This window comes from Senimuribacter intestinalis (genome assembly GCF_943192965.1).
Lineage (GTDB): Bacteria > Bacillota > Clostridia > Peptostreptococcales > Anaerovoracaceae > Senimuribacter > Senimuribacter intestinalis.
The window spans coordinates 1-16,704 of record NZ_CALPCF010000009.1 but is presented as its reverse complement, the minus strand read 5'-3'; the positions used below and the strand labels follow the sequence as shown (position 1 = coordinate 16,704).

The following is a 16,704-nucleotide window of genomic DNA, read 5'->3' as shown; positions in this document are numbered from 1 at the left end:
TTGGCACGACTTTTGCTTATTAGAATGATCGTTGCACAAATACGTTAATATAATGAAAAAGGAGATATATATGGAAAGCAAAACTTACAAAAAAGGCGACCTTTATGGCACCCACAGAGTCATCAGTCCGAAAGGAGCACTTCCGCAGCCGGCTGACATCATCGACAATACAATGGAGATTTATGATAACGAGGTTTTAATCGATGTTCACACACTGAACATTGACTCTGCTTCTTTTACTGAAATTGAAAAGAGAGCGGAGGGTGATGTAGAAAAAATTAAGGAAATCATTCTGGGCATTGTAGAAAAAACAGGAAAACACAAGAATCCTTGGACTGGTTCCGGCGGTATGCTAATCGGTAAAGTAAAGGAAATCGGACCGAACTACAAAGGGGATCTGCGCGTTGGCGATAAAATCGCAACACTGGTATCCCTGTCTCTGACACCGCTGAAGATTGACGAGATCAAAGAAGTGAGAGCTGACATTGACCAGGTTGATATCAAAGGTCAGGCTATTTTGTTCCAGTCTGGACTTTTCGGTATTCTGCCGAAAGATATGCCGAAAGAACTGGCATTGTCTGTTCTGGACGTAGCTGGTGCACCTGCGCAGACTGCAAAGATCTGTAAGCCTGGCGACACTGTTGTCGTAATGGGCGGCGGCGGAAAATCTGGTATTCTGTGCTGCTGGCAGGCAAAGAAGCAGGTAGGTATTAACGGTAAAGTTATCTGCGTTGACGGCTTCAAGAAATCCCTGAACAGAGCAATGTCTGTAAAATGTGCTGACGAATACATGGTAGTCAATGCAACTGACGCTGTGGAAATGTATAACGAAATCATGGAAGCAACTGACGGCGAACTGGCTGATGTTGTGATCAACGTAGTTAATATTCCTAACACAGAAATGGCTTCCATTATGGCATGCAAAGATGGCGGTATGGTATACTTCTTCTCCATGGCGACCAACTTTACAAAGGCTGCTTTAGGTGCAGAAGGTGTCGGTAAAGATGTCAACATGCTCATTGGTAACGGTTATACAAAGGGACATGCCAATGCAGCTCTTCAGGTTCTTAGAGAAGACGAAAGAATCATGAGACTGTTTGCTGAACTTTATGCATAAACGAATGAACCGAAAGTGGTTCTGTTCTTTTGAAAAACGAACAGAAATCGGTTCGATTGTTAATTTAAAAATTATTTAGAAGTGAGCTAAAATTGGACTATGGACACTAAGCGGCAACAGTTTTATAATATAGATAGTCATAAATTATGCCTTGGCATAAATTTTAAAAGAGTTAATATTTTTCTAGGAGGATGATTATTATGAAAAAAGGATGCCCTTACGGAACCCACAGAGTTATTTCACCAAAAGGTGTTTTACCACAGCCAGCAGATGTGATCGATAACACTATGGAAATTTACGATAACGAAGTACTGATTGACGTTAAGACTTTAAACGTTGACTCTGCTTCTTTCACTGAAATCGTTAGAAGATCCTGCGATGGCAAGAAGCCTGCAGATATCGAAAACTCTCCTGAAGATCAGGAAAAAGTAAAGCAGACAATGATGAACATTGTTGCTAAAGCTGGTAAGCACAAGAACCCTTGGACTGGTTCCGGCGGTATGCTGCTTGGTACTGTTAAAGAAGTTGGTCCTAACTACGTTGGAGAACTGAAAGTCGGCGACAAGATTGCTACATTAGTATCCCTGTCCCTGACTCCACTGGTAATCGAAGAAATTCTGGAAATGAGACCAACCATCGACCAGGTTGATATCAAAGGTCAGGCTATCCTGTTCCAGAGCGGTATCTACGGAATCATTCCTGACGATATGCCGGAAGGACTTGCTTTATCCGCATTAGACGTAGCTGGTGCTCCTGCACAGGCTGCTAAACTGTGCCAGTCCGGTCAGAAAATTCTGGTTATCGGTGGCGGCGGAAAATCCGGTCTGCTGTGCTTATACGAAGCAAAGAAGAGAGCTGGCGTAACTGGTAAAGTTGTTTGCGCAGCTGGTTCCCAGAAGTCCGAAGACAGAGCGAGAGCATTAGATTTAGCTGACGAATATTTCCACATGGACGCTACAGATGCAGTTGGCATGTACAACAAAGCTATGGAATTAACTGACGGCGAACTGTTCGACGTAGTTATTAACTGTGTAAACATTGAAAACACAGAAATGGCCTCCATCTTAGCTACTAAGGATGACGGTGTTGTATACTTCTTCTCCATGGCTACTTCCTTCACTAAGGCAGCTCTTGGTGCAGAAGGTGTTGGTAAAGACGTGAACATGATCGTTGGTAACGGTTACACTAAGGGTCACGCAGCAATCACTCTGCAGTGCCTGAGAGAACACGAAGGACTGAGAAAGTTATTCGAAGAAATGTACGCATAATCAATCGATGATGTACATCAAATTATAAAATCAACATAACACAAACTTTACTGCCACGGCTTCCTTCTCGGAAGCTGTGGCTATCATAAGAAAAACTTCAATTTAATTTATAATCATACAAATTTAAATCACGAATTTAAGGAGATTTATTATTATGGCAATCAGAAATTGGAAAGACATTCCTCTGTTTAAGGATGTTACCGATGAACAGTGGAATGACTGGCACTGGCAGGTATCTCACAGACTTTCTACTCTGGAAGATATCGAACAGGTATTAAACCTGACTGACCAGGAAAGAGAAGAAATCCAGAAAGTTATCGGTGGATTCAGAGTAGGTATCACTCCTTACTATGCTTCCCTGATGGATCCAGATGATCCGAGAGATCCAGTTAGAATGCAGGCAGTTCCTACACTGGCTGAAATGCACAGATCTGAAGCTGACGATGCTGACCCTCTTCACGAGGACGCTGACTCCCCGGCTCCTGGTCTGACTCACAGATATCCGGACAGAGTACTGTTCCTCATCACTGACCAGTGCTCCATGTACTGCAGACATTGCACTAGAAGAAGACTTGCAGGTGAAACTGATGGTGCTAGATCTAGAGAAGATATCGATGCATGTATCGAATACATCAGAAAGACACCGGTTGTTAGAGACGTTCTGCTTTCCGGTGGTGACGCTCTGTGCGTAGAAGATGATACCTTAGAATACATCATCAGCGAACTGAGAAAGATTGACCACGTGGAAATCGTAAGACTTGGTTCCAGAACTCCGGTTGTAATGCCAATGAGAATTACTGATAACCTGGTTAACATGCTGAAGAAGTATCACCCAATCTGGCTGAACACTCACTTCAACCACCCACAGGAAATCACTGAAGATGCAGCAGAAGCATGTCGTAAGCTTGCTGATGCAGGTATTCCTCTTGGTAACCAGTCCGTACTGCTCAGAGGTGTTAACGACTGTAAGCACATCATGAGAGAATTAGTACACAAGCTGGTTAAGAATAGAGTAAGACCTTACTACATCTACATTTGCGACCTGTCTGTTGGTATCGAACACTTCAGAACATCCGTTGCGAAGGGTATCGAAATCATCGAAGGTCTGAGAGGACACACTTCCGGTTATGCAGTTCCTACATTCGTAGTTGACGCTCCTGGTGGTGGTGGTAAGACTCCGGTAATGCCTCAGTACATTATTTCCGAGACACCTGATAAGGTAATTCTCAGAAACTACGAAGGCGTTATCACTACTTACACTCAGCCTCGTCTGCCGGATCTGAAGTGCACTTGCGACTACTGCACTGGTAAGAAGACTTATAAGTATCAGGGTGTATCTGCATTAGGAGAAGGATTACAGATTAAATCTATGGAACCTTCCAACCTGGCAAGACACGAAAGAAACAAACACTAATTGGTGTATGCGTATAGGGAGGCTTGGGTCTCCCTATACCTTTATAACGAGGAATACAGAAATTTTAGAACAAACAGGGATAAGAAATGGGTTTACTTTACGATTTGTCACAAAAATATAAAACGCTTTCCATCGTTGGCATGGCGAAGAATGCAGGAAAGACTACAGCGCTCAATTATCTCATTGAAGAAGCTGATGATGAGGGTATTACTCTGGGCATTACTTCTACCGGCAGAGACGGGGAAACACAGGACTTAGTAACGGGAACCGAAAAACCAAAGGTATATCTCTACGAAGATACCATCGTGTCCGTTCCGACACAACTTTATGATTTGGCGGAAGCAGGACTTGAAATCGTAAAAAAATCAGATTACAGAACTTCTATTGGAGATTTGCTCCTCTGCAGAGTCGCTGATAGCGGCTATGTGCAGATAGCAGGACCTGTGGCGACTGCTCACACGAAGAAGATGTGTGAGGAGATGTTTGAAATGGGCTGTGAACTGATTCTCATCGACGGAGCTATCGACCGAAAGTCTATCGCTTCGCCGGAGACATCAGACGCGATTATCTTGTCCACCGGCGCAGTTTTGTCCCGCAGCATGAAGAAAGTAATCGAGGATACAGCGCACATCATCGGGCTTTACAGCCTCCCCGAATTGGAGGAATGCAAGGCAAGAGCGCTCATTGCAGAGCATATGAATCTGGACAAGATTTTGCTTATCAAAGGTGATAATATAGAAGCCTTAGACCTTGCAACGGGTCTTGGATCCAGCCGCTTTATCGATGAAGCAATTGATGATGAAACGGAATATGTATACATTCCGGGCGCATTTACAAACAGCGTAATTGCAGACATCAACCCAAGTAAGCTAAAAAGAGTCCACTTTGTTCTCAAAGACCCGACTAAGATTTTCATCAATCAGATGGATTGGGGCAAGCTTCGCAAGAAGAAGTTTAAGGTCAGTGTCATGAAGAACATCAAAGTTGCGGCGGTAACGGTCAACCCTATTGCGCCGAGCGGCTACTCTTTCGACCACAAAGCTCTGCGAGATGCTATGCAGGAAGCGCTTCCGGATATTCCGGTCATTGACGTTAGAATATAAACAGAAGGAGGATTTATGAAACACGGTTCAAACAGGCGGCTTGCCAATGTCAAGACTAAAGCAGAAACTGGTCTTGACTATGTCATGCAGCAGATTGACTTAAATACCCCTTTTGGTAAAAATATATTAAAAGAAACCAAACCTTTTTTTCCGGGTGAGGAAGAGGAACTTCGCGCAGAACTTGATAAAATCGAGGACATGATTGCCTTTGCGAAGGAAAATCAGCGTTGCGTAGAGCTGCTTTCAGAAGCCTTCATGGAAATCAAGGATACTACATATACCATCGAGCGAAGCAGTAGAAATGCACTTTCCGTCGTAGAACTCTACGAAGTAAAGACTCTGCTTCTGATGATGAGAAAAATTGAAAAGATTTGCGGGGAAACGACCACGAAAGTTCCGGTGGAGTTTACGCTGGAACCGACGGAAGCTCTTTTGGACGAGCTGGATCCAAGCAAAGACAGAATTAATACTTTTTATATCTATGATGACTTTTCCGAAAAGTTGGCGCAGCTGCGAAAGGAAAAGCACAGTATAGAGGTTTCTATCAGAAAGACGCAGAAGGCGAAAAAAGCGGAGATTCAGAGAGAATACGGTATCATTTTAACACCGAAGTTTGACTGTGCAGTATCGAAGACCGGCGGAGAGCTGGAAAAGTATAAAGCCGTGCCGGATTTGCAGCAGGTGGATGAAGATTACATGACCGTAACCTTTGAATTAAAACCTGATGAAAAGATTTATGCGCTGACAGAGCAGATGGAAAATCTGGTTACCGAAATTGAGGAAGAAGAAACCGTTGTAAGGCAGCGTCTTTCCCTAAAAATAGCAGAGTCTGCAGATGTGCTTCTGCGTAACTGTAAACGAATTGGACTTCTCGATGTGGCATTGGGCAAAGCCCTTTATGCCATCAAGCACGACTGCGTAAAGCCGGAAATCGTTGAGGCGCATATCGTTGAAATCGTAGAAGGCAGACAATCCAAAGTTGAAGACGTGCTGAAGTCCAAGGGGAAAACTTACTGTCCGGTAAGCATTTCCTTGACTGACGGAGTTACCTGTATTACAGGTGCCAATATGGGAGGAAAGACCATTTCACTGAAGCTTTCTGGACTGGTGCCGATTTTGGCGCAGTATGGATTCTTTGTTCCTTGTCAAAAGGCAAAGGTGGGACTTTCTAACTATATGCAGATTCTAATTGGAGACAGCCAGTCGGTCGAGAGAGGCCTTTCCAGTTTCGGAAGCGAGATGGAAGAACTCAAAGAAATTTTAGATCACAGTGAGAATCGTTCGCTGCTTCTCATCGATGAGATTGCCAGCGGAACCAATCCGATTGAGGGTCTGGCGCTGACCAGAAGCCTTGTGGATTACCTCAAAGACAAACCGTATATTACCCTCATGACTACGCATTTTGAGGCGGTGACCGAGGAAAACGGGGTTAAGAATATGCAGGTGCGAGGCCTGGCAGATGTTGACTTCCGCAAACTCGACAGCGAGTTAAAATATGCGAATAGGAAAGAGCGGATTAATATAATTTCTAAGTATATGGACTATCGTTTATATACGGTAGAAAAACAAGGGCAAATACCAAAAGACGCGCTTAATATCGCGAAAATGTTAGGCATCAATAAGGAAATTATTGATGGAGCACAAAAATATATAAAATAAGGAGAGAGAAAAGGATGAAAAGCAAATTAAACCTTGACCCAAAAGTAGTTGACAGTGCTCGTCAGCATGCGGCAAACATTGCACATGACATGCAGGACTTCATTGACAGACACACTACAGTCAGCACAGAGAGAACAATTCTGAGACTTTTGGGAGTTGACGGTGTAGACGATGTTGACACACCGCTTCCAAACGTGGTAGTAGACCAGCTGAAGGACGCGGGTGCGCTGCCGACAGGTGTCGCTTATTGGATTGGTAATGCAATCGTACAGACTGGCAAGACACCGCAGGAAATCGCAGAAGAAATGGCTGCAGGCAAACTGGATATCACAAAACTTCCGACCTGCTCCCAAGCAGAAGCTGCTGAAGCATTAAAGCCTGCAATCAAAGCTACTTTCGAAAGAATCGACATGCAGAAAGCAAAGCGTCAGGAGTACTTAGACACTATCGGTGAAGGATCAGAGCCTTACATCTACGTAATCGTTGCTACTGGTAACATTTACGAAGACGTGATTCAGGCACAGGCTGCTGCCAGACAGGGTGCAGACATCATCGCTGTAATCAGAACTACTGCACAGTCCCTGCTTGACTATGTACCTTATGGCGCAACAACTGAAGGCTTTGGTGGTACTTACGCTACGCAGGAAAACTTTAGAATCATGAGAAAAGCACTGGACGAAGTTGGTGAAGAAGTTGGCAGATACATCAGACTGTGTAACTACTCCTCCGGTATGTGTATGCCTGAAATCGCTGCAATGGGCGCACTGGAAAGATTAGACGTAATGTTAAATGACGCTATCTACGGCATCCTGTTCAGAGATATCAACATGCAGAGAACACTGGTTGACCAGTTCATGAGCCGTGTTATCATCGGTTACTGCGGTATCATCTTTAACTCCGGTGAAGACAACTACCTGACAACAGACGACGCAATCGAAGCAGCTCACACTGTAACTGCTTCTCAGTTCATCAACGAACAGTTTGCAGTACTTGCTAACATTCCTGAAGAACAGATGGGTCTGGGTCACGCATTTGAAATGGATCCTGCTACAGAAGACGGCTTCTTGCTTGAACTGTCTCAGGCACAGATGGCAAGAGAAATCTTCCCTAAGGCAAGATTAAAATACATGCCTCCTACAAAGTTCATGACAGGTAACATCTTTAGAGGTCACCTGCAGGATGCGCTGTTCAACTTAGTAACAGTTTGGACGAATCAGTCCCTGCTGCTGACTGGTATGCTGACAGAAGCAATTCATACACCGCTGATGCAGGATAGATATCTGTCCATTGAAAATGCTCGTTACATTTTCAACAACTGCAGACACATCGGTGAAGAAGTTGAGTTCAAGAAGGACGGTATCATTCAGAAGAGAGCACAGGAAGTTCTGGGCAAAGCAGACGCTCTTCTTGCTGAAGTTGAAAAAGAAGGTCTCTTCTCCACAATCGAAAAGGGTATCTTCGGTGGCGTGAAACGTCCGTTTGACGGTGGTCACGGTCTGGAAGGTGTTTCCACTAAAGGTGAAAACTACTTCAATCCGTTTATTGAATTGTTTATGGATCATGAATAATAAGGAGGTGCAAGGTCATGACAACAGAATGCAAAGCAACAAGCAGTGTAGATTTAACTTGTGTTAAGCCTTACGGCGATGCACTTAACGACGGTAAAGTTCAGTTAGCCTTCACTCTTCCTGTACCTTACGGTGAAGAAGCTGAAGAATGCGCAAAGCAGTATGCTAAGAAATTAGGTTTGGCTGAGCCAAACGTAGCTTACTACTGCGAACTGACAACAGGATATACATTCTTTAACGTTTACGGCTCCGCACAGCCAACTATCGACTTTACAGCTATCAATGTTCCTAAGGTTGAAGGTACTGTAATGGATCGTGTGGAATGCGGCGAATGGATTGGCGAACACATCGGCAGAGATATCACCGTTGTAGGTGCATCCATCGAATCCGATGCTCATACCGTAGGTATCGACGCAATCATTCAGATGAAGGGCTTCCACGGTCACTTCGGTCTGGAAAGATTTAAGAATGTAGATCCGCATAACATGGGTTCCCAGGTTCCTTGTGAACAGTTAATTGCAAAAGCAAAAGAACTGAACGCTGATGCAATTCTGGTATCCCAGACAGTAACACAGAAGGATATTCACATCCAGCAGCTGACCAAAATGGTTGAACTGATGGAAGCAGAAGGTCTGCGTGACAAAATTATCCTGACTTGCGGCGGTCCTAGAATTTCCCACGAATTAGCACAGGAACTGGGCTACGACGCAGGTTTTGGTCCTGGAAAGTATGCAGAACACGTTATGTCCTACATCATGCAGGAAGTAGAAAAGAGAGGCTGGCAGGATAAGAAAAATATCGCTGATCGCTAATCTCATATGATAATATGACATGAGTTGCGGGCGCCTGAACTTTAAGTTCAGCGCCCATTATCACATGCGGAGGGTACAGATTTTGGACAAGAATCCTCTTGCAAGATGTATCCGTTTGGTGTATGATTTTCTCATGAACACTTATTGCCTTAGGACAACAAGGTTCCCGGGCACCCGCCCGAAGCTTTGCTTCGTGGAAGGGTGGGGTTGTTATTGTTTAAACTAATATGATATAGAAAGGTGATTGTAAAATGATTAACAAAATTATGACTGCTGATGAAGCAGTTGCAGGCGTTAAAGACGGCATGACCATTATGGTCGGCGGTTTCCTGGGCACAGGTTCCCCGGAAGTTATCATGGACGCACTTGTAAGAAAAGGCGTTAAGCATTTGACAGTAATCGGTAACGACGGCGGTCTGCCAGTAGGAACTTACGGCGCTAAGACTGCAAGAGGTATCGGTAAACTGCTCGAAGCTGGTATGGTTGACCACATCATCGCTTCCCACGTAGGTATGAACCCGCTGATTGGCGATGGCATGGTAGCAGGCACACTGAAGTGCACACTGGTTCCACAGGGTACTTTAGCAGAAAAGATCAGAGCAGCAGCTTACGGTCTTGGTGGTGTTCTGACTCCGACTGGTGTTGGTACACCGGTGCAGGAAGAGCTGGACGAATTAGGAAGAGAAAAGAAAGTTGTAGAACTGGAAGGCAAGAAGTACTTATTCGAAATGCCGCTGCGCGCTGACTATGCGTTCATCAGACCTACTGTAGCTGATAAATTTGGTAACTACTATTGTTCCAAGACAACGAAAAACTTTAACTATGTAATGGCTGGTGCTGCAGAGCACACCATCATTGCACCGGAAAAGATTGTTGAAATTAACGAGATTGACCCTGACTACTTTGCAGTTGCAGGCGTTCTCGTAGATGCTATTGTGGAAGGAGAAAAGAGATGGCAGATTTAAAACAGAGAATTGCGAAGAGATGCGCAAAAGAATTTAAAGACGGCGACTTTATTAACCTGGGAATCGGCCTTCCTACCATGGTAGCAGACTATATTCCAGATGACATTGCAGTAACCTGCCACTCCGAAAATGGATTTGCAGGTATTGATGCTGTTGCAGACGAAACCAATACAGATGTTGATATCATCAACTCTGGTGGTGTATATGTAACTGCACTGCCAAGAGCAAAGTTCTTTGATACTGCAGAATCTTTCGGTCTTGTAAGAGGCGGACACGTAAAAGCTACAGTCCTTGGTGCTATGGAAGTTGCTGAAAACGGCGACCTGGCAAACTGGATTGTTCCAGGCAAGAAGGTTGCTGGTATGGGCGGTGCTATGGACCTTTGTGCAGGCTGTCCGGAGGTTATCATCGTAATGCTGCACACCCAGAAGGGTAATCACAAAATCTTAGAAAAGTGCACATTACCTTTGACCGCTGAAAAGTGCGTCAGCAAAATCATTACTGAAATGGGCGTAATGGAAGTCAGAGAAGATGGCATCTGGGTAACAGAATTACATCCGGATTACAGCAGAGAAGATATTCAGGCAGCAACTGGCTGCAAACTTCACTTCGATCCAGAAATGAAACCGATGGAAGAAGAATAATCTTCAAACAGGACGAAAAATCTGATTAAGAATTACGGAGGAGACCCGCATGCGGATCTCCTCTTTGTTACGGGGAAAGTTATGAAAAATCATTCAAACAAAGGATATATCTATGTATTCGTTTCCGGCTGCCTTTGGGGAACCATGGGACTTTTCATTAACTTGCTTGGAAGTTACGGTGCATCGGGAGCAACGATCGTATTTTTTCGTATGGCATCGGCTGCCCTTTGGATTATACCGGTAATGCTTTTTCTTGGCGGAACGAAGCTATTTCGCATCGATGGAAAAGGGCTGCTGCTCTGTGCAGTTCTAGGTGTTGTATGTCAGGCGATGTTTAACTACGCCTATACCGAGGCAATCGGCAGTATTGGTGCTGCAACTGCTGCCGTACTGCTTTATACATCACCGATTTTTGTCTGCATTATGAGCAGAATCATTTTTAAAGAGAAGATAGGTGCAAATAAGATTGCAGGACTTGCTGTAAATATTGCAGGCTGTGCACTGACGGTAACCGGCGGTAATTTTGATACGGTTGATTTTCTAGGATATGGCGTTCTAATCGGTATTGCGGCCGGTTTTTTGTACTCGTTGATGACAATCTTCGGAACCATTGCGAAGGACTATGATACAACGACAGTGACTTTTTACAGTTTTCTCTTTGCATCTCTTACTATGGCGGTGATTGCAAAGCCATGGCTGGAGATAGGAGATTTGTGTTCTGCTGGCTTTATGGCGGGCGCTTTTGCATATGGACTGATTACAGCGGTGGTGGCATACTTTATCTATATGAAAGGGCTTTCCATGAATCTGGAAACCTCAAAGGTACCAGTCATCGCATCGGTAGAGACAGTAGTTGCTGCAATCATCGGATTTGTTATTTTACAGGAAGATTTTAGCTTGTGGAAGCTTGCCGGAATTGTTCTGGTGCTAGCGTCCATCGCCATTATGAACCTAGGTGGACAGAGACAGAAGTAAATTTAAATTACATAGAAAAAACACCTGTTAGCGCAGGTGTTTTTCTATTAGGTCGATAAAAGTATCTACATATTCGGCTTTAGGGAAGATGGCTCTGGCAGAACTTTGGTTGCCGCCGCCTTTGCCGCCGTAGATAGGGGCATTTTCTTTTACCAGTTTACCGCAGTCGTGCTGATCGGAGAACAGGAGAATGGTGTTCGTCGGCTGATGGACAAGAAAAGCGATGGTGGGGATGCAGCCGGAGAGACTGCGTCCAATCTCCAGTATATCGTCAATAGACAATTTATCGTAATATCTGACAAAAGCCGGGGAAATCTGCGCTTTTATATCTTCTATTTCTCGTGCAACGACCCATTTCTTCAAATGATAAAGTTCATCCCGGATACCCTTGTTTTTTGCGTTCTGAGCGTTATATTTGTCCAGCAGGTCGTCTGTACCTGCGGAAAGTTTATGTTCCAGATTCGTAAGGATATCGTAACGGTCCTGATAGTGGAGAAAGGCACGCTTGCCGGCTTCAAAGTAAATGCGGAACATGCCTTTATTCGGCTCTACCTTGTAGAGTTTTACTATGCCGACCTGACCGGAAGCAGCAGGGTGGGTGCCGCAGCAGGCGACACAGTCGGCAGGGTTTTCTATACTTCCCACGCAAACGATGGAAATATCTTCGTCAAAGGCAAGGGCTTTGCGCAGCGGAAGGTGTTCGGCTTCTTGTCTGTTGTCATAGTGGCGGGTAATGACCGGAAGATTTGCCCAGATTGCTTCGTTGGCAGCAAGCTCTGCCTCCTTTGCCATTTCCCAAGTGATTTTATTATATGCTGGATTTTCTTCCAGACTGATGTCGATGGTCATATAATCTTCACCCATGTGAAATCCACGGTTGACGCCGCCGAAGAGTTCATAGAATTTGCCGGATAAGATGTGTTCCCCACAGTGTCTTTGCATATTATCGAATCTATGCTTCCACTCGATTGCAATATCTACTTCATCGCCTATCGACAATTCGCTTTCTTTTTCGACACAGCGGTGATAGATGTAGTCTTTATCTTCATACACGTGTGTTACAGTAAGGTCAGAAATGGTGCCGATATCACTGCTCTGACCGCCGCCTTCGGGAAAGAAAATCGTCTGATCGAGAATCAGCACGAGATTTTCTTCCTCCCTTTGTATATCGGTGATTACCGCCTTGGCAGTTTTTAAGTATACATCTTCTTTAAATAGTCTTCTTGTATCCATTTTGTGCTCCTTTTCTTCCTTTCAGTATAACACAGCTTTGGTCTTAAAACATCTACATGATTTTAGTTTTTACTTCATATATTGAAAAAAGAAGGAAGGAGAGAGAATTTGAGAGTAAAAAAAGGAGTGATGGTTCTTTTGCTGCTTGCATTTGTGTGTTTCAGTCCGAGCTACAGTAAGGTGGTCGAAACGGCAGGGAAGATGGAACCACAGGTGATTCTGGTGCTGGATGCTGGCCATGGAGGTATGGACGGCGGCGCGATAGGCGGTGACGGAACAAAAGAGCAGAAGATAAATTTAGATATTGTAAAGGCTTTGCAGGAAGAGGCGGAGAATTATGGTATGCAGATTATTTTAACCAGAGCAACAGAGGACGGTCTTATTGCTGAAGGGACAGAAAAATGGACAAAGGTTGGAGATTTAAAAGCGCGAAAAGAGGTAATAGAGGCGGCATCACCGACCTTGACTATCAGCATACATCTCAATAGTTTTCCATCGGATAGCAGTGTTCATGGGGCACAGGTGTTTTATCCGAAAGAAGTGGAAACGTCGCTTATGGAGGATAGCAAGGAAATTGCAGAGAAGATACAGGAGAGTCTAAAAGAGCAGCTGGGAGATGGTGCTGACAGAATTGTACTTCCTAAGAGCGGGATGTATCTGTTTCGAAATGCAGATCATCCGATGATTTTAGTGGAATGCGGTTTTTTATCTAACCCGGAGGACCTTGGAAATCTGAAAAATCCGACATATCAGCAAAAGATTGCAGAAGGAATAATCAGTGCAGTGGCAGAATATTATAATTTATCTTTGCCAAAAAATGGGCGAACAAAGATTGTAGACAGTCGAACAAATCCATGAGGATAATTTATACAAAAATTGTGGATAACTTCCTATTGACAAATTTATAATATACGAATTAGTATTGAAAAATAAACGTTTATGCTTTGTAAAGTTATCCATATCGTAATGTGCAGAAAAATGTATACAATCCGACTTATCCTTGTGGATAAGTCGCTGAAATGTCTAAATTCAAGGAATTCTCCCTTGTTGAAAAATCTTCGTTAAAAAAGAACACAGGTTGACATAAAACGACAACTTGTGTTCTTTTTGAGTGTAAATTTGGGATTAGATTTCATCACCAGGATTGTTCTGAATAATATCTACAAAAGTTTCAAAACGATCCATAGTACTTTGGATAAATTCGTAAAGAACTGGCTCCTGAAATTCGTAACGCTGAGTTGGAATCAGACTTTTGGAAATGGTAGAGCCTGCGAGGTCTTTTTCCAAGAGATAGATATCTTCAAGCGTATAAGCAGCAGCAATTACCTGCCCCGCATCGGAAACGAAATACATGCCCAGGACATCTTCATTGAGGCGATATTCCTTTCGTGCGACATGTTTATTATCGGAATGAAAAATCATGTAAAGTTTTCCGGTGTCGTGAGGTGTTACCATTGCAGTCATGGCTTTTGGAGTCGTTTCTGAGGAGAAGGAATCTGGCTCCTCCAACATTTCATAGACGGTAACAAACTCCGAACGAGATAGCAGCATAGCGGCTTCAATCGGAGAAATTTTCATGATGCTGTTTCTTTCAAAGCTGCAAACAGTCAGACCAGACAATGTGATTTCCGTCAGTACGATATAATAGGAATTGCGAAATTCAACCAGGGACTGACACAGAAAAGTGTTCGGTGCGTCTGTGGGCTCGATCGTATTTTTGCAGAAGGTTCCTGCGTCATATTCTGGAAAAACATCCAGCAAAATGTCTCTATCAGAGAGAAATGCAGCGGCTTTGAAATCTCTGCCAAAAATACGCATGAGAAAATAGTTGATTGATTCGTAAGCATTTTCGGGTCTGACACACTGTTTTTGCATCAAAATGTAAAGCTCGGGCTCTGAAAGAGTAGCCTTTTCGTTAAGAAGGAATTCATATTCGGAAAGGCCCTCCGGCAAAGGGATATTGTGAGCACGGTTAAATTCGGCATATTCCTGCAGCAGATACTGTGCCTGTTTTTCCGTTAGGGGAATTTTTTTGCCGCCAAGACCGCCAATCAGAGAGTTTTCAATTTCAAAGATGCGTGTTCTGTTTTCTCCCAGAACGCTGTGATAGGTTTCAAAGCCGTATTCTTCGGCATCAAAGTAAAAGAATTGATGTAAATCTCGCTGGACGAGGTTATCTGGGAGTTTAAAATGCATATACATGCCCAGTACGCCCATCAATCGGGTGTTTGTTATATAAGCTGATACAAATTCTTTTCTGCTGGTAGCGGCACTGTCAAGCAAGCCGCCGCGTAAAACTGTAAATTGATTCTTTTTCAAACGTCTACCTCAATAAGCTAAAAATTTTTAAATGGTTCAATAAATAGAGTATATCCTATTTTGACAAAAATACAATATGTCATTGACAAAGAATTTAAAAAGAGTATAATTTATATGATAATCCTTATCAAGAGTGGCTGAGGGAATAGGCCCTGCGAAGCCCGGCAACCTAGGTGTCAGCTAGTACTGACAGAAAAGGTGCTAAATCCTACAGAATTATCTTATTCTGAAAGATGAGGAATGATGACCGATAATCAGACCTTTTCTTCCATATGAGAGAAAAGGTTTTTTGTTTGGTAATATTTGGGAGGAAATAAAACATGAAGAAATTATTTACATCAGAATCCGTGACAGAAGGACATCCTGACAAAATCTGTGACCAGATTTCTGACGCTGTTCTGGACGCAATTATGGAGCAGGACCCTTATGGACGCGTTGCCTGCGAGACGACAACTACCACAGGCTATGCAATGGTTATGGGAGAAATCAGCACCAAGTGCTATATCGACATTCCGAAAATTGTGAGAAACGTCATCACGGATATCGGCTATGACAAAGGGGAGTATGGCTTTGACGGAAATACCTGTGCAGTGCTGACTGCCATCGATGAACAGTCCGGCGATATCGCTATGGGTGTTGACAAGGCGCTGGAATATAAGGAAGGTACCCTCGATGACCAGATTGACACCATCGGAGCAGGCGATCAGGGGATTATGTTTGGCTATGCCTGCAATGAAACACCGGAATACATGCCGATGCCGATTCAGATGGCACACGAGCTGGCGCTGCAGCTGACTAAGGTAAGAAAAGACGGTACACTTGCATATCTTCGTCCTGACGGAAAAACCCAGGTTACTGTGGAATACGATGGAAATAAGGTGAAGAGAATCGATACCGTTTTGATTTCCACGCAGCATGATCCGGAAGCGACCCAGGAGCAGATTAGAAATGATCTGATTGAGCACGTGATTAAACCGGTGATTCCTGCAGAACTTTTGGATGATGAAACCAAGTACTATGTCAATCCGACTGGCAGATTTGTCATCGGCGGACCTCATGGCGATTCCGGTCTGACTGGCAGAAAAATTATTGTCGATACTTACGGCGGCTATGCGCGTCATGGCGGCGGCGCATTTTCCGGTAAAGACCCTACAAAGGTAGACCGTTCCGCTTCCTATGCGGCAAGACACGCTGCGAAGAATGTGGTAGCAGCAGGACTTGCGGATAAGTGTGAAATTCAGCTGGCTTACGCAATCGGCGTGGCAAAACCGGTTTCCATCATGGTGGATACCTTCGGTACCGGCAAGCTTTCCGATGAGGAAATTGCTGACATTGTCGACAAGCATTTTGATATGCGCCCTGCAGCAATTATCCGCGATCTTAACTTGCGCAGACCGATTTACAGACAGACTGCCGCTTACGGACATTTCGGCAGAAAGGACGTCCAGCTGCCTTGGGAAGAACTGGATAAAGTGGATGAGTTGAAAGGTTATTTGAAATAAGCGTAAGCAGAATAATAGAGCAATACAAAATCCCCAGCAAAGGTAAACCAATGGCATTAAGTTAAGAAAATCTCACATCACAGAAAATGTGGTGTGGGATTTTTTTGAGAATAAGTATTGACATA

Annotated in this window: 14 protein-coding genes and 1 riboswitch; of the genes, 12 read left to right on the top strand and 2 right to left on the bottom strand. The window is 43.9% G+C overall.

Features of this window, described 5'->3' with window-relative positions:
- Positions 1-70 precede the first annotated feature (70 nt).
- The 10 genes from kdd (NFR88_RS09035) to NFR88_RS08990 all read left to right on the top strand — a co-directional run bounded on the left by kdd (NFR88_RS09035) (position 71) and on the right by NFR88_RS08990 (position 11,525).
- Positions 71-1,117, top strand: coding sequence for an L-erythro-3,5-diaminohexanoate dehydrogenase (gene kdd, locus NFR88_RS09035; protein ID WP_160202138.1), 1,047 nt, complete (start codon positions 71-73; stop codon positions 1,115-1,117).
- 200 nt (positions 1,118-1,317) lie between these two features.
- Positions 1,318-2,385, top strand: coding sequence for an L-erythro-3,5-diaminohexanoate dehydrogenase (kdd, locus tag NFR88_RS09030; protein WP_160202139.1), 1,068 nt, complete (start codon positions 1,318-1,320; stop codon positions 2,383-2,385).
- 154 nt (positions 2,386-2,539) lie between these two features.
- Complete coding sequence (kamA, locus tag NFR88_RS09025; RefSeq protein ID WP_160202140.1) at positions 2,540-3,799, top strand: lysine 2,3-aminomutase; 1,260 nt, start codon at positions 2,540-2,542, stop codon at positions 3,797-3,799.
- Positions 3,800-3,885: 86 nt separating this feature from the next.
- Positions 3,886-4,902 carry a lysine 5,6-aminomutase reactivase subunit KamB gene (gene kamB, locus NFR88_RS09020; protein ID WP_160202141.1) on the top strand — a complete coding sequence of 339 codons (1,017 nt, stop codon included), beginning with the start codon at positions 3,886-3,888 and terminating at the stop codon, positions 4,900-4,902.
- 15 nt (positions 4,903-4,917) lie between these two features.
- Entirely contained in the window at positions 4,918-6,561 is a 1,644-nt protein-coding gene (kamC, locus tag NFR88_RS09015; RefSeq protein ID WP_251615312.1) for a lysine 5,6-aminomutase reactivase ATPase KamC, read from the top strand.
- 14 nt (positions 6,562-6,575) lie between these two features.
- Positions 6,576-8,129, top strand: a complete 1,554-nt coding sequence (gene kamD / locus NFR88_RS09010; protein ID WP_160202143.1) for a lysine 5,6-aminomutase subunit alpha — start codon at positions 6,576-6,578, stop codon at positions 8,127-8,129.
- A 17-nt stretch (positions 8,130-8,146) separates the two neighbouring features.
- Positions 8,147-8,941: a lysine 5,6-aminomutase subunit beta gene (gene kamE, locus NFR88_RS09005; RefSeq protein WP_160202144.1), complete on the top strand. Its 795-nt coding sequence runs from the start codon at positions 8,147-8,149 to the stop codon at positions 8,939-8,941.
- Between the two features lie 251 nt (positions 8,942-9,192).
- Entirely contained in the window at positions 9,193-9,906 is a 714-nt protein-coding gene (locus tag NFR88_RS09000; protein WP_160202145.1) for a CoA transferase subunit A, read from the top strand.
- Positions 9,894-10,550 (top strand): 3-oxoacid CoA-transferase subunit B, encoded by a 657-nt coding sequence (locus NFR88_RS08995; protein ID WP_160202146.1) that lies wholly within the window; start codon positions 9,894-9,896, stop codon positions 10,548-10,550. The genes NFR88_RS09000 and NFR88_RS08995 overlap by 13 nt, the downstream gene beginning before the upstream one ends.
- A gap of 81 nt (positions 10,551-10,631) precedes the next feature.
- Complete coding sequence (locus tag NFR88_RS08990; protein WP_160202147.1) at positions 10,632-11,525, top strand: DMT family transporter; 894 nt, start codon at positions 10,632-10,634, stop codon at positions 11,523-11,525.
- Between the two features lie 27 nt (positions 11,526-11,552).
- Here the strand turns inward: NFR88_RS08990 and NFR88_RS08985 are convergent, their stop codons facing one another.
- On the bottom strand, positions 11,553-12,758 hold the full coding sequence (locus tag NFR88_RS08985) for an alanyl-tRNA editing protein (RefSeq protein ID WP_251615309.1): 1,206 nt from the start codon (positions 12,756-12,758) through the stop codon (positions 11,553-11,555).
- Between the two features lie 108 nt (positions 12,759-12,866).
- On the opposite strand from NFR88_RS08985, the gene NFR88_RS08980 reads away from it, so the two are divergent.
- On the top strand, positions 12,867-13,616 hold the full coding sequence (locus NFR88_RS08980) for an N-acetylmuramoyl-L-alanine amidase family protein (protein WP_160202149.1): 750 nt from the start codon (positions 12,867-12,869) through the stop codon (positions 13,614-13,616).
- 267 nt (positions 13,617-13,883) lie between these two features.
- Here NFR88_RS08980 and NFR88_RS08975 read toward each other — a convergent pair whose 3' ends face one another.
- Entirely contained in the window at positions 13,884-15,077 is a 1,194-nt protein-coding gene (locus tag NFR88_RS08975; protein WP_251615305.1) for a hypothetical protein, read from the bottom strand.
- A 121-nt stretch (positions 15,078-15,198) separates the two neighbouring features.
- A riboswitch (SAM riboswitch) is annotated at positions 15,199-15,317 on the top strand.
- An 80-nt stretch (positions 15,318-15,397) separates the two neighbouring features.
- On the opposite strand from NFR88_RS08975, the gene metK reads away from it, so the two are divergent.
- The gene (gene metK, locus NFR88_RS08970) at positions 15,398-16,579 is read left to right on the top strand and encodes a methionine adenosyltransferase (RefSeq protein ID WP_251615303.1); all 1,182 of its coding nucleotides are present in this window, start codon (positions 15,398-15,400) and stop codon (positions 16,577-16,579) included.
- Positions 16,580-16,704: the final 125 nt, after the last annotated feature.

What these genes read in the sequence shown, in the direction of transcription:
- kamA (WP_160202140.1), top strand. Translation starts at nt 2,540, where the DNA reads ATGGCAATCAGAAATTGGAAAGACATTCCTCTGTTTAAGGATGTTACC.
- kamC (WP_251615312.1), top strand. Translation starts at nt 4,918, where the DNA reads ATGAAACACGGTTCAAACAGGCGGCTTGCCAATGTCAAGACTAAAGCA.
- NFR88_RS08990 (WP_160202147.1), top strand. Translation starts at nt 10,632, where the DNA reads ATGAAAAATCATTCAAACAAAGGATATATCTATGTATTCGTTTCCGGC.
- kdd (WP_160202138.1), top strand. Translation starts at nt 71, where the DNA reads ATGGAAAGCAAAACTTACAAAAAAGGCGACCTTTATGGCACCCACAGA.
- kamE (WP_160202144.1), top strand. Translation starts at nt 8,147, where the DNA reads ATGACAACAGAATGCAAAGCAACAAGCAGTGTAGATTTAACTTGTGTT.
- metK (WP_251615303.1), top strand. Translation starts at nt 15,398, where the DNA reads ATGAAGAAATTATTTACATCAGAATCCGTGACAGAAGGACATCCTGAC.
- kamB (WP_160202141.1), top strand. Translation starts at nt 3,886, where the DNA reads ATGGGTTTACTTTACGATTTGTCACAAAAATATAAAACGCTTTCCATC.
- kdd (WP_160202139.1), top strand. Translation starts at nt 1,318, where the DNA reads ATGAAAAAAGGATGCCCTTACGGAACCCACAGAGTTATTTCACCAAAA.
- kamD (WP_160202143.1), top strand. Translation starts at nt 6,576, where the DNA reads ATGAAAAGCAAATTAAACCTTGACCCAAAAGTAGTTGACAGTGCTCGT.
- NFR88_RS08985 (WP_251615309.1), bottom strand. Translation starts at nt 12,758, where the DNA reads ATGGATACAAGAAGACTATTTAAAGAAGATGTATACTTAAAAACTGCC.
- NFR88_RS09000 (WP_160202145.1), top strand. Translation starts at nt 9,193, where the DNA reads ATGATTAACAAAATTATGACTGCTGATGAAGCAGTTGCAGGCGTTAAA.
- NFR88_RS08995 (WP_160202146.1), top strand. Translation starts at nt 9,894, where the DNA reads ATGGCAGATTTAAAACAGAGAATTGCGAAGAGATGCGCAAAAGAATTT.